Annotated in this window: 15 protein-coding genes; 10 read left to right on the plus strand and 5 right to left on the minus strand. The window is 49.7% G+C overall.

Going from position 1 to position 21333, the window contains the following annotated elements; genetic code table 11:
* The first annotated feature begins 323 nt into the window (after nt 1-323).
* The 5 genes from S7335_RS27725 (at nt 324) to S7335_RS29185 (ending at nt 7733) form a co-directional block, all read left to right on the plus strand.
* Entirely contained in the window at nt 324-467 is a 144-nt protein-coding gene (locus S7335_RS27725; protein ID WP_006457166.1) for a hypothetical protein, read from the plus strand.
* A 708-nt stretch (nt 468-1175) separates the two neighbouring features.
* The gene (locus tag S7335_RS08210) at nt 1176-6152 is read left to right on the plus strand and encodes a malectin domain-containing carbohydrate-binding protein (RefSeq protein ID WP_006455832.1); all 4977 of its coding nucleotides are present in this window, start codon (nt 1176-1178) and stop codon (nt 6150-6152) included.
* A 147-nt stretch (nt 6153-6299) separates the two neighbouring features.
* A complete protein-coding gene (locus S7335_RS08215; protein ID WP_006456469.1) occupies nt 6300-7283 on the plus strand; it encodes a glycosyltransferase family 2 protein in 984 nt (327 codons plus the stop codon).
* 112 nt (nt 7284-7395) lie between these two features.
* Nucleotides 7396-7548, plus strand: coding sequence for a benzoate/H(+) symporter BenE family transporter (locus tag S7335_RS29180; RefSeq protein ID WP_255346456.1), 153 nt, complete (start codon nt 7396-7398; stop codon nt 7546-7548).
* On the plus strand, nt 7527-7733 hold the full coding sequence (locus tag S7335_RS29185; RefSeq protein WP_038015912.1) for a benzoate/H(+) symporter BenE family transporter: 207 nt from the start codon (nt 7527-7529) through the stop codon (nt 7731-7733). Before S7335_RS29180 ends, S7335_RS29185 begins: the two co-directional genes overlap by 22 nt.
* Here S7335_RS29185 and S7335_RS08225 read toward each other — a convergent pair.
* A complete protein-coding gene (locus S7335_RS08225) occupies nt 7730-9247 on the minus strand; it encodes an energy transducer TonB (protein ID WP_198011360.1) in 1518 nt (505 codons plus the stop codon). The two genes, S7335_RS29185 and S7335_RS08225, sit on opposite strands and share 4 nt — an antisense overlap.
* Before the next feature lie 305 nt (nt 9248-9552).
* Entirely contained in the window at nt 9553-9852 is a 300-nt protein-coding gene (locus S7335_RS08230; RefSeq protein ID WP_006456492.1) for a 2Fe-2S iron-sulfur cluster-binding protein, read from the minus strand.
* Between the two features lie 228 nt (nt 9853-10080).
* Here S7335_RS08230 and purL point away from each other — a divergent pair, with 228 nt between their 5' ends.
* Together purL and purF are read left to right on the plus strand one after the other, a co-directional pair.
* The gene (purL, locus tag S7335_RS08235; protein WP_050765814.1) at nt 10081-12474 is read left to right on the plus strand and encodes a phosphoribosylformylglycinamidine synthase subunit PurL; all 2394 of its coding nucleotides are present in this window, start codon (nt 10081-10083) and stop codon (nt 12472-12474) included.
* A 326-nt stretch (nt 12475-12800) separates the two neighbouring features.
* Nucleotides 12801-14354, plus strand: a complete 1554-nt coding sequence (gene purF, locus S7335_RS08240) for an amidophosphoribosyltransferase (protein ID WP_006457219.1) — start codon at nt 12801-12803, stop codon at nt 14352-14354.
* 135 nt (nt 14355-14489) lie between these two features.
* On the opposite strand, the gene cax is transcribed toward purF, so the two are convergent.
* Entirely contained in the window at nt 14490-15653 is a 1164-nt protein-coding gene (gene cax, locus S7335_RS08245) for a calcium/proton exchanger (protein ID WP_038015916.1), read from the minus strand.
* 142 nt (nt 15654-15795) lie between these two features.
* On the opposite strand from cax, the gene S7335_RS08250 reads away from it, so the two are divergent.
* Nucleotides 15796-16851, plus strand: coding sequence for an endonuclease/exonuclease/phosphatase family protein (locus S7335_RS08250; RefSeq protein WP_006454706.1), 1056 nt, complete (start codon nt 15796-15798; stop codon nt 16849-16851).
* A gap of 3 nt (nt 16852-16854) precedes the next feature.
* Here S7335_RS08250 and S7335_RS26740 read toward each other — a convergent pair whose 3' ends face one another.
* The gene (locus S7335_RS26740; protein ID WP_006455640.1) at nt 16855-17142 is read right to left on the minus strand and encodes an HNH endonuclease; all 288 of its coding nucleotides are present in this window, start codon (nt 17140-17142) and stop codon (nt 16855-16857) included.
* A 132-nt stretch (nt 17143-17274) separates the two neighbouring features.
* Between S7335_RS26740 and tsaB the strand changes: the two genes are divergently transcribed.
* Complete coding sequence (gene tsaB, locus S7335_RS08255) at nt 17275-17916, plus strand: tRNA (adenosine(37)-N6)-threonylcarbamoyltransferase complex dimerization subunit type 1 TsaB (protein WP_006454909.1); 642 nt, start codon at nt 17275-17277, stop codon at nt 17914-17916.
* On the opposite strand, the gene S7335_RS08260 is transcribed toward tsaB, so the two are convergent.
* The gene (locus S7335_RS08260) at nt 17906-18802 is read right to left on the minus strand and encodes a DUF3598 family protein (protein ID WP_227499967.1); all 897 of its coding nucleotides are present in this window, start codon (nt 18800-18802) and stop codon (nt 17906-17908) included. The two genes, tsaB and S7335_RS08260, sit on opposite strands and share 11 nt — an antisense overlap.
* A gap of 218 nt (nt 18803-19020) precedes the next feature.
* Here S7335_RS08260 and S7335_RS08265 point away from each other — a divergent pair, with 218 nt between their 5' ends.
* Nucleotides 19021-21300 carry an amino acid permease gene (locus tag S7335_RS08265; protein ID WP_006454805.1) on the plus strand — a complete coding sequence of 760 codons (2280 nt, stop codon included), beginning with the start codon at nt 19021-19023 and terminating at the stop codon, nt 21298-21300.
* The last annotated feature ends 33 nt before the right edge of the window (nt 21301-21333 follow it).

Below are 21333 nucleotides of genomic sequence, written 5' to 3' on the forward strand. Positions count from 1 at the left end.
AGCAAGTCATTTTACTTTTTATAGAGGTTGCACCTTAGTAGAATACCAGTTGGTCGTATCTTTCTTCATTCAATGACTTTAGAAATTCAAACGCTGTAAGTACTGAAACCTGCTATGAGCTATTGGTTATCAATCAACGAATTTACGTCGTCCCAGCCATTGTTTTCCAAGAGTTATTGAAGAGCGATAAGTTCAACAGACACTACCATCAGATCAAAAGCTTGAATGCTTCAAGATGGTGTGCATCTTAGAGGGTGACATAACAGCTAGAAGGAAGAGAGGGGCATATAGATAAGGACCTTAAGGCCTTTGAGATAAGGTTCATGGCCGCATTAAACTTAGGCGCTACTGGCTACTGGATTAATGTGAACCATCTCGAAGCGACACAGTACTGGGAAGGGCTAAGATGCGTCAGCATGATTGAGTCAGAACATCGCATCAAAGGCAAACCGATAAGCGCAGAATGACGCTACTACCTCACAAGTTTAGACGGTGGCATCAAGCGCTTCGCTTTCATCGTCCGCGGACGATGAGGAATTGAGAACAAGCCCCACTGAAGCTTAGACGCCGTTTTTCGTAAGGGCGGCTCACGCATCCAAACAGGACATGGGCCAGAGACTATGACGGTGATGAGAAGGATCGCTCTCGACCTGCTGGCCAAAGAGCCCTCTAAAGGCTCGAAAAAGAACAAACAGTTCAAAGCCAGCTGGGACAATGACTTCCTCGTTCAAGTGCTACTCGCTTAAGTATGCGTTTGCCCTGGTGTGGGAAAAGAGGCTTGCCACTATTTCTAATGATGTCTTTGTCTGTATTCAATAGATTTGCTCAATAGAGTCTAAATATTTCTCCTTCAATTCTTTTTCATTGCCTCACACAAACGTAACTTTAATCACCTTTAATGTCTGTAAGTATATTCGCGGGGTTTAAAGGTCACAGATGTGTAGCTCTCTTAACCTGTCGAACATTCGATAGCTGAATAGCTGAGGACTCAATCAACAGACGCTGTTGTCGAGCTTAGCTTACGTAAGACCCATCCAGCTAGAACAGTCTAGCTGGTTCATAGAAGTCACTATAACCACTGATTTAGACATTGAGCTCTGTGCCCGAATAGATTTGCACAGAGCTCAATATCACCACCACCTCATATTGAAAATCGTAACTACGGTCCTAGTCACATGATTGATGCATTTTCCGGAATCACACCAGTCGACTCTATAGATCCCAACCAAACAGGCTCTGCCAAAATCAGTATCCTACCTGATAGCGGTATTCAGAAATCTAGCTTTGGGACACAATCATTCACAGTTGAAAACACAGGCAGCAAAAGAATCGCGGCTATCTACTTTGATGTCACAGAGGCTCTTTACTTGGATACAGTGTTCGATCCGGTGGGTTTAGCTGGAGACAGTGCATCTCGTGGCCTGGAATATAGCAGTACTGGGAACACAGGCGCTATTGAACCCAGCGCTGGTGATAAGCTAGCCCCTTTCTATGGAACAGGTGGCAGTAGTGGCTACAAGGGCATGCTTTTGACCTTCGATGCCAATATCGACGGTGGCTACAGCAGCGGCGAAATTATTAAATTCGGCGTTGATATGGACTCCAACTCAATCATCGGACTTCCTAAAGACCCGGTTGACATTAATGGAGCCGACCCTAGAATAGCGTCTTGGGATATTGGAGGTGTTTCGGGCGCGGAACTAATCAATTCTAAGGTTCACATACTATTTACTGATGGAACGACTGCGGTTGGAGAGCTTGCTAGTGATGGTTCTCAAGGAGGGAGTGTCGCGGTTGCTTCTCAAGTAGCATTAGATAAGCAAGTCAGCCTGACTGTCAACGGCGTTACAGAAGGTGGCTCTGGGCTGTATTCTCAATCTAACATTCAGGTGTTAGTTTCTGGACAAGCTGGTGATACCGTCCGCGTTGTTCTATCAAAAGGGTTTATCCAACCTTTTGAATACACCGATCCCGACGGTAATGTGATCGATCTATCGAACCAGTTTGTAGGCTCTCCCTTCCCAGCCAACAATGCAGTTCAATTCCAAACAGTTGATGTACTCCTAGACGGTACATCGCAAGATATCACATCACTATTTGATTTTGGCGCTCCTAACGGTATCCCGGCATTTCCGGGTGACAGCGAGCTACCCATATCATTTGTTGCAAACGCAGTCGACAGCAGCGAACTACCAGCTGGTCCAGTAACTGAGCCAATCTATCTACTTCATGATGCGACTCTTCCAGTCATAGATACGACCGCCCCTACGGCTAGTCTACAGACGACCTCACTGATCCTACCGATAGATGGTAGTGATGCAGCGCAGTTTGTCATCGAGTACAGCGACAACGCTGCCGTCGATGTCAGTACCTTAGATAGTCAGGACCTAGTCGTCACTGGACCGAACGGGGCACAGACACTCAGCTTCGTTAGCGCAGATGTCAACAGTAACGGCGCTATCAGACAGGCAACCTACGAGCTTGCTGCGCCCGCAGGCGGCTGGCAGAACGCGGATGCTGGTAGCTACAGCGTATCTCTTGCCGCTAATGAAGTCGCTGATACTAGCGGTAACGTAGCCGCTGCTGGCAGCATCGGTAGCTTCAACATCACCGTCAGCGAACCGCCTACGCTGGGTAATGGGCCCCTAAGGATAGAAGCCGAAGACTATAAAGCGGGTACAAACGGTGTCGAGTACTTCGATACGACTGCGGGCAACGGCGGTGGCGAGTACCGCAGTGACGATGTTGACATCGCAGTCACAGGCGATGTTGAAGGCGACTTCAATATCGGCATCATCGCCGCAGGCGAGTACCTTACCTACGATGTGAACATCGCTACAGCAGGGACCTACGAGATCACCCTTCGACTCGCTTCTGGCAGAAGCAAAGATAGAGATGTAGACGTTTCTATTGGAGGTCAGACCTTCACCATCACCGTACCGACTACCGGCAGCTGGGGAACCTACCAAGACTTTACTATCACTGATGTCGACCTGGCAGCAGGGCTACAGGAGATCAAAGTTGCCTTCCCCGATGGCAAACTCAACTTCAACTACTTCGACATCACTCAAAAAGGTGTGGCTGCGCCTGATGACACCGCGCCGACCGCAGCGTTGCAGACCCCTACACTGATAGTTCCAGCACAAAGTAGTGACGATGCGCTGTTTGTGGTCGAGTATGCCGACAACGTTGCTGTCGACATAGACAGCCTAGGCGCTCAAGACCTCTCGGTAGTCGGTCCGTTTGGCGTTCAAGCAGTCACGTTCGTCAGCGCCGACGTGAACAGTGACGGTGCAGTTAGACAAGCTACCTATTCAATTGCCGCACCGACTGGTGGTTGGGAAACAACAGACTCAGGTTCTTACACTATCGCAGTAGTCGCTGGTGAAGTCGTAGATACTAGCGGCAACGCTGTCGCAGCAGGCTCTCTAGGCGATATCACTCTCAGCGTCGAAGAACCGACGCCAGATACGACCGCCCCTACGGCTAGTCTGCAGACGACCTCACTGATCCTACCGATAGATGGTAGTGATGCAGCGCAGTTTGTCATCGAGTACAGCGACAACGCTGCCGTCGATGTCAGTACCTTAGATAGTCAGGACCTAGTCGTCACTGGACCGAACGGGGCACAGACACTCAGCTTCGTTAGCGCAGATGTCAACAGTAACGGCGCTATCAGACAGGCAACCTACGAGCTTGCTGCGCCCGCAGGCGGCTGGCAGAACGCGGATGCTGGTAGCTACAGCGTATCTCTTGCCGCTAATGAAGTCGCTGATACTAGCGGTAACTCGGTTGCCGCAGGCGCTATCGGTTCGTTTGAGGTTACTGTCGGTCAGCCCTCTCAACCTGAGGCCTTGCGTATCAATGCAGGTGGCGGTAACTACATAGACACTTTAGGAAATCAATGGGTCGCTGGGGGAGATTACCTAACCAAAGGTAAAACTACCGACACCATTGCGCCTATCTTCAAAACAGAAGACGACACAATCTATCAAACTGCTGCTGTCAGTAGAAAGAAGAATGCACCTGCTAACTTTGTCATTCCCGTTGATAATGGGAACTACGCACTGAACCTGCACTTTGCTGAGATCGTCCACGATGACTTTGGTCAAAGGCTGTTCGACATCATTTTGGAGGGAGAAACGGTTCTTAGCGATCTAGATATCTTCGAAAAATCCAAGAATGCCTTTTTCCCTGGCAAAGATTCAGCCCTCGTCCTCAACTTTCAAGATATCGATGTCTCCGATGGTGCATTGAATCTAACGGTCGAGTCTACCGTTGACAAATCAATCATCTCTGGAATTGAAGTGATTCCGATTGTGGGTCCTCAGGTGATTCTAAGACAGTCTGATCGAGAAACAAATGTTGCAGAAGCTGGTAACAATGATACTTACGAAATCGTTCTAAACACTCAGCCCACAGCAGATGTCGTCATTCAGATTCAGTCCGATACCCAGCAATTGGTTACCGATCAAACCACGCTGACCTTTACACCCGCTAACTGGAATACTGCACAAACTGTACTGGTTACCGCTGTAGATGACGAGCTAAAAGAAGGTACAGAAACTTACCAAATCGCTCACACAGTCAGCAGTCAGGACAGTAACTACAACAATCTAGCCGTTTCCGACGTTTCTACTACCATTTCTGACAACGATGTTCCAATCATCGGCTTCACTCAAAAGACAGTCGCTAATCCAGTACTGCCAACACGCGGTACCTGGGGACCAGACGGTCGACTATACGTCGGCACTTACTTAGGTGAAATCAATGCCTACACCTTTGATGATGATTACAACGTCATCGATACTCAAGTCATTAATACGCTAACCGGGCTGGATAATCCCAACATACTAGGCATTGCGTTCAACCCCTTTAGTACTGCTACGAATCCTGAAATCTATGTAGCGCATAGCCAGCTTTACGCTAACGGCGGCAGCAGTTTTCCTGAGACAGAACTATCCCCGTATAGTGGACAAGTATCAATTCTTTCAGGCCCTAACTTTAGTACGCTGACCCCTCTAATTACAGGGTTGCCTGTCTCTAACCACGACCATGGCGTCAATGGCCTCGAATTTGACGACCAAGGCGACTTATTGATTGCTATTGGTGGAAACACGAATGCAGGAGTTCCCAATGACAACATTGGTGGCATTCCAGAATCACCTTTTGCCGCTGCTATCATCAAAGCTGAAATTACAAAGCCTGGTTTTAATGGCGCGGTAGAGTATGTTCTCCCACCCGATTTTGTTCCCCCAGCAGGACTAACTTTTGACCCAGAAGATAGCCAGACATGGGGAGAAATTGTAGATGTTGCGCCCGGCGTGGATGTTTCTCTGTATGGCGCTGGCCTCAGGAACCCATTCGACTTGGTGTGGACAACCCAAGGCAAGCTGTACGCAACTGACAATGGAGCAAACGCAGGTCTTGGGAATGTTTCTACATCGGCTACTACCGAAGCGCCTTTTACAGAAGACGTTCCAGACGAACTGAACTTGGTTGTAGAAGGCGGCTATTATGGTCATCCCAACCGTAACCTTGGCCGGTATGACAATCGCTTCAATCAGTACTATAGCTATCTAGATGAGAGCATTCCGGGCGTTTACAACGCACCGTTGGCGTTCACACCCGCTTCTACTAACGGCCTTGAAGAATACCGTGCGACCACCTTTGAAGGACAGCTAAAAGGTGATTTGCTTGCGCAGCAGTGGAATAATGAGCTTCATCGATACAAGCTATCCGAGGATGGACTATCTGTTGTTCAGCAGGAAGCGTTCACCGGGATTACCGATGCTCTAGATATTGTCACAGGTCCTGGTGGCGCGATTGTCGGTGTCGATCTTAGCGACAACTCAATTACGGTTTCTCTACCTGACGACCTAACGGTTCGAGGATTGCAGGCATATGACATATTCCCATGGCGGGCACCTGCAATTGGAGGAAAGGAGTTTGTGGTTGGTGGCACAGGCTTTGGTGATATATCGGATACAACTGTCACATTCGGTAGTACATCGGCGCAGCTTACGTACGTCTCAGATAATCGCATCAAGGGATTGTTCCCAGCGCTAACGCCTACAGGTAATCTGCTAGATATTACTGTTGCGAGTGCAGGAGATGTCTCTACTATTGAGGATGCCTTCCTAGCAGTTTAGTTGTTAGCGGATGCGAGCTTGTATAAGCATCCTCTTGCATCGGCTCAATTGCAAAGAGGATGCAGACGTTCCCAACGGAGAACCTACTGCTGAGTCCCAGGCTTTCTGGCTAGTCGTAAAGTATATTAGGTGAGATGACATCGGTCTATGAAAACCACATGCCTGATCAACAATTACAACTATGCGTCGTACGTTTTAGAAGCGGTAGACAGCGCGTTGAATCAAACAGTCGGTTTTGACGAGATAGTAGTTGTAGACGATGGCTCGACTGATGGATCTGTCGAGCTGCTTGAGAAAAACTACGCCTCGCATCCGACTGTGAAGCTTGTTTTAAAGCAAAACGGCGGTCAGCTTTCCTGTTTTCACCAAGGTCTATTATCCTCATCTGGAGAAGTCATATTCTTTCTCGATGCTGATGACTTCTACTCATCTGGTTATTTGGAAAAGGCGCTTCAGTCTTATGAAGAGATTGGCTGTGACTTTCTGTTCTTCTCACACAAAGATGCTCAACCGCAGAAAGAGAGCGTGCATCACGTTTACAATAAGAGCATGGACCTAGGCTACTCTGTTATCCTCGCTACTTGGGCTAATGGCAATCATTATCTCGGTAATGTTACTTCAACGCTCTCCATCAAGAGAAATTTTTTAGAACAGATTTTTCCCTATCCATTTGTAGAGGACTGGCGTATTCAAGCGGATCTGTACCTTATCTTTGCTTCATCAATGGCAGGTGCTAGAAAGGCATATTGTGATCAACCACTTGTTACAAGACGCATACATGGCAAGAACTTATATGCTAAGGAAAACTACAGCAGTCATGCCAAGCCTTCATATTCTCGACGAAAGCTTTACTACAACAATCTTAGAAGGTCTCGAATGAAAAAGTTCCTGACTGATAAACTTGGAATTGGTGCTTCGTTTGTGAATTTTGTAGATACTGAGTTCAAAACTATTGACGAGCCTACTTCAGATATGATGCAAACCTATATGAGGATCCTCAACAAAACGCATCTTTCATTGCTTGAAAAAACAAGAAAGAGATTGTCTATGTACAGATACTATCTCTTGAAGAAAAGGAAGATCTCCAGCACAAACGGGGAGCCAGCGCAGTACATAGCAAACAAGATCTAGTCCTTAGTACAGGACAAAAGTTTGTGCAAAGATAGGAAGGTAGTTTTGTAGATTAACTACAAATCACGAAACTTCCATATGTCCGTTTGCGATTAATTTTGCGGCAATTTCGATGGGGAGAGAGGTGCACGAAGATACTGAGAAGCGCTATGTAGCGGCAATCGCAGTTGGTGTCTTCTACATCATCGTGGGTATCTTTAGCGCCACGGTCAGTTTGTTTTTTAGGCGCTGCAGCGGGAGTTGGTGGTTGCGATCGCAGGTTTAGCGCTGTTTGGAACTATCAGCAAAGGCTTGGCTACCGCGCTTTCCAACGAAAAAGAAAGAGAAGCCGCCCTGATTACGCTCTTAGTCACCGCGTCAGGTATCTCTTTGTTTGGCATCGGTTCAGCCTTCTGGGGACTAGTATTGGGAGGAGTGGCCTACGTGATCGCTCGAAAGGGCACGTTCTAGAAATCTGGTTCAGATAAAAGCGCTTCAGCGCCAGGCGGCTCGGATGCAGGTGGCTCGGATTCAAGCGGCTCAGACGCGGGCGGCTCGGCAACTGCGGGAACCGGTGTCGGTTCAGGCTCCAGTTCTGTGGTGGGTGACGTAACTTCAAAGGATTCCGGCGCGGTCTCTAGATTTGTCGATGGAATATCAGCGAGATCTGCCGCGCCAGCGGTTGCATCCATCGATGCAGCAGTGCCTCGGATATCTGGCGGCTGGGTGTTGACAAGTTGCTGGTTGGAGGCTGGCCCTGTCGCTGATGCTGCGGTCGGTTTTACGGTCGGTTCTGCGGCTGGCTCTGAGGAGTTAACGCGCGTGGGTTCGTTCGACGGCGTTGCTGGGCTGGCGCCTGGACTAGTCTCCTGTGTGCTGGGCTGTGATTGACTGTTGCCGCCATTAATTTGAAAGTCAACGGCGATCGTACCGCTCTCGCCAGATGGATTATTAAACGCGAATGTAAGCGCAGCATTGACCGCGGCTCTGTCCACGCTGGCATCACCGCTTGAGCGCTCTATCCTAGCACCAACAACGTTGCCATCGCTGTCGTATTCTAGTCTGACCGAAGGCTCTACCCTTGCACCGCTGCTAGCCGTCTCGCCTAAAAGTGCCGTCGGATCGCAATATCGGCAGCTGATAGGTTCTTGTCTTCGTCTAGCAATACTGGGACCTAGCGCTGAAGCACCCGGTCGATCTATCCCGGATTCTGTCGTACTGGTCGGTTGATTAGTCGCAGAACTTCCTCTAGCTGCGATGTTCGAGCCTGATGCCTGACTGACTGCCGCTGTCGGTGTGCCTCTACTTTGTGGCTGAATCAAGGTTTGAGTAGGCGCTTGAGATTGAGTCGCTCTAGATGCTGTGGCTCTAGCAAAGGTGGATTCGGTGGTATCTGTGGCTCCAGCCGTGTTCAACTCAGTTGTGATTGCCTCATCTTCTATCAAACGACCTGATGCGTTTTCCTGCTCAGAGGCTGTATTATCTAAGGCCTCTGAAGTCGCATGCGCTTCTGTTCTATCTGCGGGCGCTCTATCTAAGGTTTCGGCGGCGGCTGACTCACTGTTTGAATTTGACCTATTTGAACTTGACCTATTTGAACTTGACCTATTTGAGCTTGACTCGCTGGTCTGAGTGGGAAGCGGCGCAGAGCGGATAGCGGTGGGGGACGTGATCGCTGAACCTGATTCTAAGGGGGCTGAATCAGTTGGCCGCTGGGTGGCAGTGGGTTCCGCTGTATTGATGAAGTCAAATACCTCTTTTGGGGGCGAAGCTGCTTCGACAATTTCACCTTGCAAATCTGCTGGCCCGACTATAGAGATAGAAATTCGCGCCGATGGCTCAGACGTACCGGGCAAAACAAACCTGAGCAACGGCAGTAATCCTATAGGCGTGACTACCGCGATCACAAAGCCGACTAGCAGCCACTTTCTAGTGATCGCATTCTCTTTGGCATGTTGGGCTTGGCAGGCGGCAGAAAGACTCATAGATAAAGCCAGGCAACGCGACTGAAGAATAAGGTGACTGAAATAGTCATAGACTACAGAGGGCTGAAGCTCTTCAAAAAGCCGCAGCATACATCATATCGAAGCACAAGTTTCTGTGAATGCGATGAGACCACTGTGTCTTATCTGCTAATTAGCATTTGATTGACATTGACGGTCAACAAAAAGCCCTAAGTCGCTTGCTTCCAAGTGACTTAGGGCTTTCTTAAGTCAAGGAGAAGTCTCTCCTCTTATACCAGTGCCTTATGCCGATATTAACAAGTCTGACCGGGACCCACTCAAAAAGACTAGAGGAGCGCATCTTCTTGATGAGTTTGGATTGTGCAGTCAGAAGTCGCATAGGCCACGCAAGTAAGCACAAAACCTGCCTCCATCTGGTCGTCGTCTAGGAAGACCTGGTCTTCTTGATTAACAGAACCAGACACTAGCTTGCCAGTGCAGCTAGAGCAAGATCCGGCTCGGCAAGAAGCAGGCAAGTCGATACCCGCATCTTCAGCCGCTTCGATGATGTATTGGTCATCAGCAACTTCGATAGTTTCGTTGATGCCTTCATCTTCGTTGATCAGTGTGACGTTATAAGTCGCCATGGAAAACCCTCAAGGTGAATCAATAGAGTATTTAGCGATCGCCAACACTGCCTGCACTAGAAGCTTTGTTTAAGCTCTCGTAACACTCCCGTAACAATATATACCGATTGCTGCTTTGAACAAAGATTCGTAGGAATGAGTGCAGGCAAAAGGTTTAAGCAAAAGGTTTGAGAGATAGAATTGATAGCTGACAATCAACAGTCAATCCCCACTTCAAAGTTAGAACTTATGGCAACCTCTGCGGCTAGCTCACCTGAAGCCTATTCGTCCGAAGCTCGCTCACCTGAAGCCTGCTCACCTGAAGACATCGCTTCAGAAGGGCTCAAGCCAGATGAGTACGATGAGATTGTTAACCGATTAGGCCGGCATCCCAATCGGGCTGAGCTAGGTATGTTTGGGGTGATGTGGTCAGAGCACTGCTGCTACAAAAACTCACGGCCGTTGCTGAGTCAGTTTCCCACTGAGGGCGATCGCATCCTAGTTGGCCCTGGCGAAAATGCAGGCGTGATTGACGTTGGCAATGGTATGCAGGTTGCCTTCAAAATCGAATCTCATAATCACCCTTCTGCCATCGAACCTTTTCAGGGCGCTGCAACAGGGGTTGGCGGTATCTTGCGCGATATTTTCACTATGGGGGCGCGTCCGATTGCGGCGCTCAATTCTCTGCGGTTTGGCAGCTTGGAAGATGCGCGTACTCGGCAGATCTTTACAGGCGTTGTGTCAGGTATTGCCCACTATGGCAACTGCTTTGGCGTGCCTACGGTCGGTGGAGAAGTTGCTTTCGACCGCGCGTATAGCGGCAATCCTTTAGTGAATGCTATGGCGATTGGCCTGATGGAAACCGACGAGATTGTCAAGTCAGGCGCGGTGGGTGTGGGTAATCCCGTCCTTTATGTCGGCTCTACGACCGGGCGCGACGGTATGGGTGGGGCGAGTTTTGCTAGCGCAGAACTAAGCGATGAATCAGAGGCAAATCGACCCGCAGTACAGGTGGGCGATCCGTTTTTAGAAAAATCTCTGGTTGAAGCCTGCCTAGAAGCGTTTAAGACAGGTGGGGTCGCGGCGGCTCAGGATATGGGCGCAGCGGGAATTACCTGCTCTACGGCGGAGATGGCGGCAAATGGGGATGTCGGTATTGAGTTAGATCTAGATCTGATTCCAGAGCGCGAGCCGGGAATGGTGCCCTATGAATATCTCCTCTCAGAATCACAGGAGAGAATGCTATTTGTGGCGCATGCAGGCCGTGAGCTAGAGCTAATTGATATCTTTCATCGGTGGGGCCTGCAGGCGGTAGTGGCAGGTTCTGTTATAGAAGAGCCCATAGTCAGAATTTTGTTTGAGGGGGGGGTGGCAGCAGAGATCCCGGCCAAGGCTCTCTCAGATAATACGCCGATCTATCGGCACAAGCTGATGGAACAGCCGCCTGAGTACGCCCGTCAGGCATGGGCTTGGCAGGAAGATAGTTTATTTAAGGCAACGGCTGAGGGCATTAGTGGCAAAAGCTGGAATCAAGTTTTGCTGGACTTGCTGGCAACGCCAACGATCGCCTCTAAGCGGTGGGTGTACCGACAGTATGACCATCAAGTGCAGAACAATACGGTAATCATGCCGGGTGGCGCAGATGCGGCAGTGATTCGACTACGATACCCCACAGGCGAGGCTCCGCCGACAGAAGCTCAACCAGGTTCAATAGCGAATACGGGCCTAGCTGCCACCGTTGATTGCAACGCTCGTTATGTCTATCTTGATCCTTATGAAGGCGCATTGGCCGCCGTGGCTGAAGCCGCGCGAAATTTAAGCTGCGTTGGCGCAGAACCGATTGCTGTTACAGATAATCTCAACTTTGGTAGTCCTGAGAATCCAGTCGGCTACTGGCAGCTAGCTGAAGCTTGTCGGGGTCTATCAGCAGGTTGTCGAAAATTCTCTACGCCTGTGACTGGTGGCAACGTCTCTTTGTATAACGAAACGCTAGACAGCGAGGGCAAGCCGCAACCAATCTATCCAACGCCTGTGGTCGGCATGGTGGGGCTAATTCCAGATCTGTCTAAGGTGTGTGGTCAAGCCTGGCAGTCAGCGGGCGATCTAATCTATCTACTGGGTGTCCGCTGTGATCAGACTAGGGAAGGCGTGGTGAGCCTAGGTGGATCTGAATACTTAAAGCAGATTCATCAGACAGTCGCTGGAAAGCCTCCCAAAGTTGATATTGACTTGGAACTCGTAGTTCAAGCGGCCTGCCGTCACGGCATTCGACAAGGATGGATACGCTCGGCCCACGATTGCGCGGAAGGCGGACTGGCGATCGCGCTTGCAGAAGCTTGCGCCTGTGCCGCTAAAGGAGCAAAGATCATCCTAGCCTCCGGTGAGCTGAGGCTAGACACCCTACTCTTTGGTGAGGGCGGCGCTAGAATTCTAGTCTCAGTGGCTACAGCCGATCAGGCTAACTGGGAAGCGTATTGCCAAGAAAATCTCATTGAGTCTTACCAGATCGGCATCGTCGGTGATACTGAGGAGACCTTAGAAATTAGGTTGGCGGAGGCAGACACTCCATTAATTTCAATGGCGGTGGCAGAGATTGAAGAGCATTGGGGCAATGCAATCATTAACGCGCTCGATACCGTATGAAGGCTTTAGGTAAAGCTTAGGTAAAAAATTGAACGTAAAGTACGGAAGTTGTAATGATTCCTATCAGACTTTTATACAGAGAGTGATAGGATTTGAGTGTGAGATTAAAGAAATGTTAAAGGCATTAAATACTCTTTAACAATCTGTCTTTGACGCTCAACCGGCAGGTCTTTCTCACCGCTCGCTACTCAGCCACTTACTATTCGTTTCTACCCAACAGCTCAGCTATTTTGCGGCTATCTCTGTTAGAAGGAAGTAAATAATCAATCGTAGGGTTCGCTTTGATAGAAGTTAGCCCTACTATTTCATTGGAGTTTGAACCCAGCATGTCCCAGTTTACTGATTCTGCTATCTCTGGTAATTCGCCTGCAAGTAGCCCTGATGATCATGCAACCGTACGGCAGGTAGAGGTAGTAGGCCGCTCTGATAAACCAGAGGAAGCCTGTGGCGTCTTTGGGGTTCATGCACCTAACAATGACGTGGCCACACTGACTTACTTCGGTCTGTACGCTTTGCAGCACAGAGGTCAAGAGTCGGCTGGGATCGCCTCTTTTGAACAAGGCGAGGTTCACACTTTGAAAGGCATGGGACTCGTTTCCCAAGTTTTTACAGATAAAGATTTGCACGAGATGCCCGGTGAATGGGCTGTAGGACACACGCGCTATTCCACCACTGGGTCTAGCCATGCGGCTAATGCGCAACCAGCTGTAGTCAATACCAGACTAGGCGCTCTAGCCTTGGCCCACAACGGCAACATTGTGAATGTCAATAGCTTACGGGCGGCTCTGTTGGAGCGAAACCACGATCTGGTCACCACCTCTGATTCTGAACTGATTGCGATCGCGCTAGCAGAAGCCGTCAACGACGGCAAAAGCTGGGAAGAAGGTGCAATCTCAGCCTTTAAACGCTGTGAAGGTGCCTTTAGCCTTGTGATTGGCACCCCCGAAGGCATCATCGCCGCGCGCGATCCTCACGGTATTCGGCCTTTAGTACTAGGCTATATCGGTTCTAAGGTGCCAGAGGAAATCGGCTCAGGCTACGGTCCTGGCAAACTAGTTGTTGCTTCAGAAACCTGTGGCCTAGATATTGTGGGTGCCACTTATCTAAGAGATGTCGATCCCGGTGAGATGCTGGTGATTGACGATAGCGGTGTTAAATCCGTGCAGTGGGCGCAAGCAGAGCGCAGGCTGTGCGTGTTTGAAATGATTTATTTTGCTCGCCCGGACAGTGTCTTCCATGGTGAGAGCCTGTATAGCTATCGCAAACGGATTGGCCAAAGACTTGCCCAAGAATCTCCCGCCGATGTGGATCTGATTATGGCTGTTCCAGATTCGGGTGTGCCTGCGGCTATTGGCTATTCAGAAGCATCTGGAATCCCATATGCTGAAGGGCTAATCAAGAACCGATATGTCGGACGTACTTTTATTCAACCGACTCAGGCAATGCGTGAAACCGGTATTCGGATGAAGCTAAACCCGATGCGAGATGTGTTGGAGGGCAAGCGAATTCTCATCGTCGATGATTCAATCGTGCGCGGAACGACTAGCCGCAAGCTGGTGCAAATGCTCTACGATGCTGGCGCAACCGAAGTCCATATGCGGATCTCTTCGCCGCCAGTCACTCACCCTTGCTTTTATGGTATTGACACAGACAATCAAGATCAGCTGATCGCGGCTACTAAGTCTGTTGAGGAAATTGAGCGGCAGTTGGGCGCTGATTCTCTGGCGTATTTGAGTTGGGAGGGCATGCTAGAAGAGACTCAGGTTGCAATAGGTAGCTTTTGTTCGGCTTGCTTTACTGGAAAATATCCAATTGAGATTCCTGAGCAGGTGAAAAGATCGAAGCTAATGCTAGAGAAGGTTCCAGCCGAGGTTGCGTAGTTTGTCTATAGCCGCTTGGACTTTCTTAGACTTTATAGTTTCCCTGAGCCGTAGCCGAGGACAAAGCACCTAGACCAGGCTTGTATCTAGCGTAGGGATACTAGATCAAAAAGCTGATCTTAAGGCAGGCGAGGATTAGCTGATGCCTTCAATCACTGGGTGAAAGTAGAAGGATAAAGCAATGACTACATAGGTCGCTAGCAGCAAGGTTCCTTCAAGCCAATTCGACTTGCCATCGCCGCTAATTGAGTTGGCGACCAGAACTGCCACAACCACAGAAAGTAGCTCAAAATTGTTGAAATCTAGGTCCATTGGCTGACCCATGAAAGCGCCAATGATCACTAGCAGAGGGCCGACAAATAGAGCAATCTGCAAGCTAGAGCCTACCGCTACGTTCAAAGAGAGATCCATTTTATTCTTTAGGGCAACGGTCACAGCCGTGGCATGTTCAGCGGCATTGCCAATTACGGGCAAGATAATGACGCCCGTGAACAGTTCTGAAAGACCAAGCTGTTTACTAGCGACTTCTAGCGTACCGACCAAAAATTCTGATTCGACGGCAACGGCTAGAGTTGCCGCTAGCAGGACGCCTACCCACAGTTTAAGATTCGGCGTTTCGGCGTGTTCAGTGGTGCCTTTTTGCTCAACCGCGATCGCATTCCCGTCGATCATCACAGTCTCAGCAGCGGCTTTACTGGCTGCTTCATCAGCTTCTTCTGCAACCCCCACGTCATAGAGATAAGCGTGGGTCTTCATAGAGAATAGTAAGGTAAGGCCGTAGACTAGCATCAGAACCACGGCTACGGCTATAGAGAGCTTCTGAAGTACAGGTTCTTCAATGCCTGTGGACGTAAAATCGACAGCAGTAGGGAGTAAAACGGCAATCACCGCCAAGTTCATTGAAGAGGCGTTTAGGCGGGCAATGGTGGGCTGAAAAGTTTGTTCTTTGAACTTAAGGCCACCTAGAAGCATCGAGAAACCCATCACCAGCAGAAGATTACCGATAATAGAGCCGGTGATGCTAGATTTGACCACGTTTACTAGACCCGCTCTGAGTGCGAAAATCGCAATAATTAGCTCAGTGGCGTTGCCGAACGTGGCATTCATCAGTCCGCCCAGCGAAGGGCCGAGGACAACTGCAATCTCTTCGGTCGCTGTTCCCATCCAGCCTGCTAGCGGAATGATGGCAAAGGCCGCTGTGACAAATATAATCAAATCGCTCCAGCCAAGAAAGTGGGCAGCTATAGAGACAGGAATGAAGACCAACAGGCCGTAGAAGATTATATTGCGGGGCGACATGTAGTTTAGGTAGGGAAATGTTTACAGTAGGTTACCCCCGGGTAGCATTCCTATCAAGATATGTTGAAGTGAATATGCCGAAGTGGGCCAAGCGTTGGGGCGAGAGCGTCGAAAGCGTTGAAAGCGTTGAACTAGTGAGCGTATGAAGATCTTATTGAAGCTACTGGGGCTAACAGTAGGGCTACCGACAGTCGCGATCGCACTTTTCTACTTCTGGGGCTCGTCTGGTGGCCATCGCCAGCAAAACTATGCGGACACCGTTGTATACACAAAAGGCGGTGGACTAAACGATGGCGCAGTATTTGTTCCAGGCGAGACTATTCATAGCATTGTCAGCTACAACTTAGGCTATCTCTCAGGACTGACGAATAATACAACAACCAAGCTAGAATGCGCTGCTTTTGATGCCAATCAGCAGCAGGTGATCAGAGCACTCAAAGAACTCGAACCAGATATCGTAGCCTTACAAGAAGTTGACTTTGGCTCGAAGCGCTCTTGCTACGTGGATCAGTCAAAGGCGATCGCCCAAGGGCTAGGACTCGATTTTGGGGCGATCGCCATCGGCTGGGATAAAAACTACGTTCCGTTTCCCTACTGGCCGCCCGCTGCCCACTTTGGCAAAATGCTGTCGGGTCAGTCAACCATCAGCCGCCATCCAATTCAAGAGAACAGCCGGATTGTTTTAGAAAAAGTAGCAGACAACCCTTTCTACTACAACGCGTTTTATCTTGATCGGCTAGCCCAGGTTACGCAGATTCAGTTTGGCGTTCAGCCGCTGATTGTCATCAACGTGCATTTAGAGGCCTTCAATGAGCCGACTCGGGTCAGTCAGACTCAGTTCGTGCGATCGCTCGCGGAAGACTACGCTAAGACCTATCCGGTCATCCTCGTTGGTGACTTCAACAGCGCCCTCAATCGCGGTACTTTTATTGACGCTAGCGGTGCGAACCACGGCGAAACCCAGTTTTCTATAAAAGAGATGCTAGCGTCTGAAGTGCTAGTTTCTGCCGTCCCTCAGTCAGACTGGATCAAGGATCTAACCTTTCCTAGCAATCAGCCTGAATACAAGCTCGACTATATTTTTTATACGCCCAACACGATTGAGATGGTGGAGACGCAAGTGGTAGCGGCTGCAGGCGAAGCCTCTGATCATCTACCGGTGATGATGCGCTTTCGACTTAGGCCAGACTCGCTGTAGTCACTATCGACGAGTGCGGACTTTTTTGTAGGGGTCTTGTTTGGCGATCCAGGCAAGGAATTTGATCATGTCTGGGTGTGATCGCAACCGATCAGCTGAATAGAGACCGGCCGCGAGTTCTTTATTTGTGAACAGTGTGTGAATTTGCTTGTGGCAGGGCGGACAGATACTGATGGTGGGTCCTAGATCGGCGCGGTTTTTCTTTTTCTTACGTTTGGTTTGCTGGCGAGGAACAAGATGATGTTCGGTGAGTTCGGGGCAGGTGCGATCGCATAATTTACAGTTTGACATTCGTAGATAGACTTATTCGCGGTTTGGGGTTTCGCGGTTTAAGGTAGGGTTAAAGACTATTTCTATTAGGTCTTTTACTCACTCTGACCTTCTAGGGCGTCATTGCTCTACCTACACTATTTTAGTTTTTCTATGCTTGGCCTTGCCATCCATACCACCAGTCCCCAGCTTGGACTGATGTTACAAAGCGTCGAAGGCATAGACACAGCCATCTGGCGACATCAAATATGGGACTTGGGCCGTGAGGTTTCTAGCCAGCTCCACGTCAAGATGATGCGCTTTATATCGCCTTATACCTGGCGGAATTTGAGTTTTGTAGCAGTCGCAAAGGGCCCTGGTGGTTTTACCGGTACGCGGGTTGGTGTAGTGGCAGCTAGGACCTTGGCACAGCAGCTAGAGATTCCTCTATTTGGCGTGTCTACGTTAGCGGCTCTAGCGATGAACGCCACGATGGACGCCACGATATCTAAAGATATTGCGGTGATGATACCCGCCAAGCGCGGGGAGGTGTTTGGTGCGATCTATCGGCCTGACGAAACAGGTCAGTTGTTGAGCGTACTAGAAGAGAGCGTGCTCGCTGAAGAAAAGTGGATAGAGAGGCTAACGCTCTGGGAAAGGCCCCTAGTTCAGATACAGACTGCCGCCGGAGAAGGGATTGCTAGTTCGGTGAGAGGGGTCAGTGCGATCGCTCATAGGCAGTATCAAGCCGGTCTACGTCCTGATTGGTCTTCAGTCATGCCCTTCTATGGGCAGCATCCAGTGGTTAATCGCTAGGGCTAATTTTGCTCTCTGTTACCAGCGTCAGGCTGATCCAGGCGCCTGACGCATCATAGCTACGGATCAAACGTTGCCGAGTTTGTGGCTCTAGTAGCCAGCCAACTTCTAAGAACAAAGGCTGGCGCGGCGTGATTTGGCTAGGGCAGGTCGAGGAAGCGCCATCTGGAAGCAGTAGCACTTGGACTGGCTGCGACCCATCAGAGAAGCTAATTTTTTGACCTTCGATGGTTCCTGTAGAGGTGATCGGAGCGGCAGCGGGACCAGGAGTGATGGTTTGCTGAATCGTGCGGCCTATCTGTTCAACTGTGAGCTGAGTCTCGCTACGCTGTCTTGGCCGCAAATCAGCATATTCAGTGACCGCTTTGCCTTGCCAAGTGCCAAGTAACTCTGAGACGGTTAGAAGCGGACGTTCTGGTACCTCTGCTGAATCTGCAGTTGAACCTGCAGTTGAGCCTGCAGTTGAGTTTTGGCGCCGTTCGCGGATAAGCGTAATGCTTTTGAGTGCGTTGGCCTTATCGAATAGCTGCACCAGGCGAAGTCGGCGATCGCCAGCAATCAGACCTAGCTCTGCTCCAAAGGTAGAAAAAGGTCCCCACTGGATAGAGCCTTGCGAAAATGCGCCCGTTTCAAAAAAGCGTGTTGCCCGGTTGAGGGTACGATAGTCGAGCTTTTGAATTTGCGCTGGGGCATTAGCTGGGTATCGCCGGACTTCTTGATGCATGGCTTGGTCGTTGTCATAGGGCGATAGCTCTACTTCTGTTGGCGTATCAGATAGAATTTCGCCCTGGGGTGATAGTTGGGTAAAAGAGCCTTGCCAAGTGCCTACGTTCTGGAGTAGACACTGCCACTGGCTAGGGATAGAAGCGGAGTTGGAAACAGACATAGGTAGCAAAAATGATACAGAAGAGATATCTAGTGTCAGATAGATTTGCGATCTACACACTCTGACCCTTTCTAAAGGCTAATGATTTGTCTAATAAAAGTGCATAGTCTAGAGCGTTCAGGGCAAAGTAGCCAAAGCTATAGTGGCAATATCAATGGCATGAGCCAAACCCTTCTAAACTGTAGAACGGTGCCACAGTAAATTTCTTTGAAACGCTGATGACTTTACAATCACCCCATCCTTCTACGTTAGATACACAAGATGAGGCGATAGGCTTAGGGACGTTTGGCGGTGTATTTACGCCTTCGATCTTGACTATTCTCGGCGTGATTATGTATTTGCGCTTCGGTTGGGTCGTGGGCCAAGTCGGCCTCTATCCAACGATGGCAATTGTCACGATTGCGACATCGATTACGTTCTTGACAGCGCTGTCAATTAGCGCGATCGCCACCGATCAAGTCGTTCGAGCTGGCGGTGCCTATTACATGATTAGCCGCTCTTTGGGCATCGAGACGGGTGGTGCCGTTGGCATTCCGCTCTACTTTGCTCAAGCACTCTCGGTGGCACTCTACACCATCGGTTTTGCTGAGAGCGTCAAAAATGTTTTCCCAAACGTTTCAATCGTTGTGGTGGCGCTAATTACGACGGTACTCGTCACCGCCTTGGCACTGGCTTCGGCTGATATCGCGATTAAAGCCCAGTATGTGATCATGGCAGCGATCGCCCTTTCTCTAGTCGCTCTTTTCTTTGGTCATGATGTCACGGTCGATCCGTCTGATGCAGTTGAAGCGGCCAAAATCGAAAGGGTAGGCTTTTGGGCTGTATTCGCTGTCTTTTTCCCGGCGGTAACTGGGATTATGTCGGGCGTTAATATGTCTGGCGATCTCAAAGACCCTATCCGTTCTATTCCAAGAGGAACGCTCGCTGCGGTAATCGTCGGCTACATCATCTATATGGCAATCCCCTTTGTATTAGTTAGCAGAACGCCTACTGCCTCTAATGCGTTGTTGAACCCAGAAATGATGGTGATGAAGCGGATCGCCATTGGGGGTCATCTTTTGATTGATTCGATTGTGTTAGGCGTATGGGGAGCAACGCTCTCTAGTGCGATTGGCAGCATCTTAGGCGCACCGCGAATCTTACAAGCACTGGCTCGCGATAATATTTTGCCTCGCAGTCTACGGTGGCTCGGGAAGGGGAATGGACCCACAGATGATCCAAGATTAGGAACACTGTTCACCCTAGGAATTGTGCTAGCGGTGGTGATGATGGGGAGTTTGGATGCGATCGCCCCTGTTCTCTCCATGTTTTTCCTCACGACCTACATGGTGCTAAACATTGCTGCTGGTCTCGAAGGGTTTTTGCAGAGTCCCTCTTTTCGACCGACTTTCAAAGTTCACTGGTCACTTTCGGTGCTCGGTGCCATCGGCTGCATTGCGGTGATGTTTTTGATTAATCCCGTAGCTACGATCGCTGCTTTGGTGATTGTGGGCCTGATCTACTTTTGGCTAGAGCGACGGCAAATCGAAAGCACTTGGGGGGATGTGCGCCAGGGTATCTGGATGACCGTCGTCCGCACTGCTCTGCTTAATATCGATGACAATGCTGATCCCAAAAACTGGCGGCCTCACCTGCTGGTGCTTTCTGGGGCACCTTCTAAACGCTGGTATCTAATCGAAATGGCGAGAGCCCTCACCCACAACCGCGGCTTAATTACGGTTGCAAGTATCATTCCAAGCGGATCACGCAGTATCGCCCAGCAGGAGAAAGCTGAAGTTGTTTTAAGGGAGTTTCTAGACAAACGAGGTGTACAGGCCTTTGCCAAGATCGTCACCGCCGATGATCCCTTTATTGGTACAAAGCAGCTATTGGAAACCTATGGCATGGGGCCATTAATTCCTAATACAGTACTGCTAGGTGATTCTGACGATCCAGATATTGAAAGCATTGAGCGCTACTGCAACACGATTCGAGTCTGTCACGGCGCCAAGCGTAACGTGGTCATCTATCGAGATGAATCAGGAGCGGACGCACCCGACTCATTGCACCCGCCTATGTACGCTGATCAAGCGGATCAGAGGATCGATGTATGGTGGGGTGGTTTGCAGTCAAACGGTGGCCTGATGTTGATCCTAGCTTATCTACTGCGCACTAGCTGGCAGTGGCGCTCGGCGGAGATCAGACTGAAGTTGGTGGTCAGTGATGAAGAGGCACTAGAAGCTGCCGAGGTAAATCTAGAGAATCTCACCAACAGCTTAAGGATCGGTGCTAAGCCTGAGGTTATTCTGGCGAACAATCGACCTTTTGAAGAAATTTTACGAACCTCTTCAGCTAGTGCGGATTTGGTGTTTCTAGGGTTAGCGGTTCCTCACGAAGGAGGGTATCAGGCGTATTATCAGACTCTTCAAGATCGAGTGGTGGGTTTACCTGCGACTGTCATGGTACTAGCGTCCGAGAATCTGGACTTCTCTGAGCTTTTGCAGAAGGATGTGTCATAGATGTAAGTGCACGTGTATGTGAGGTGTATGGGT

The organism is Synechococcus sp. PCC 7335 (assembly GCF_000155595.1).
Classification (GTDB): Bacteria; Cyanobacteriota; Cyanobacteriia; order Phormidesmidales; family Phormidesmidaceae; genus Phormidesmis.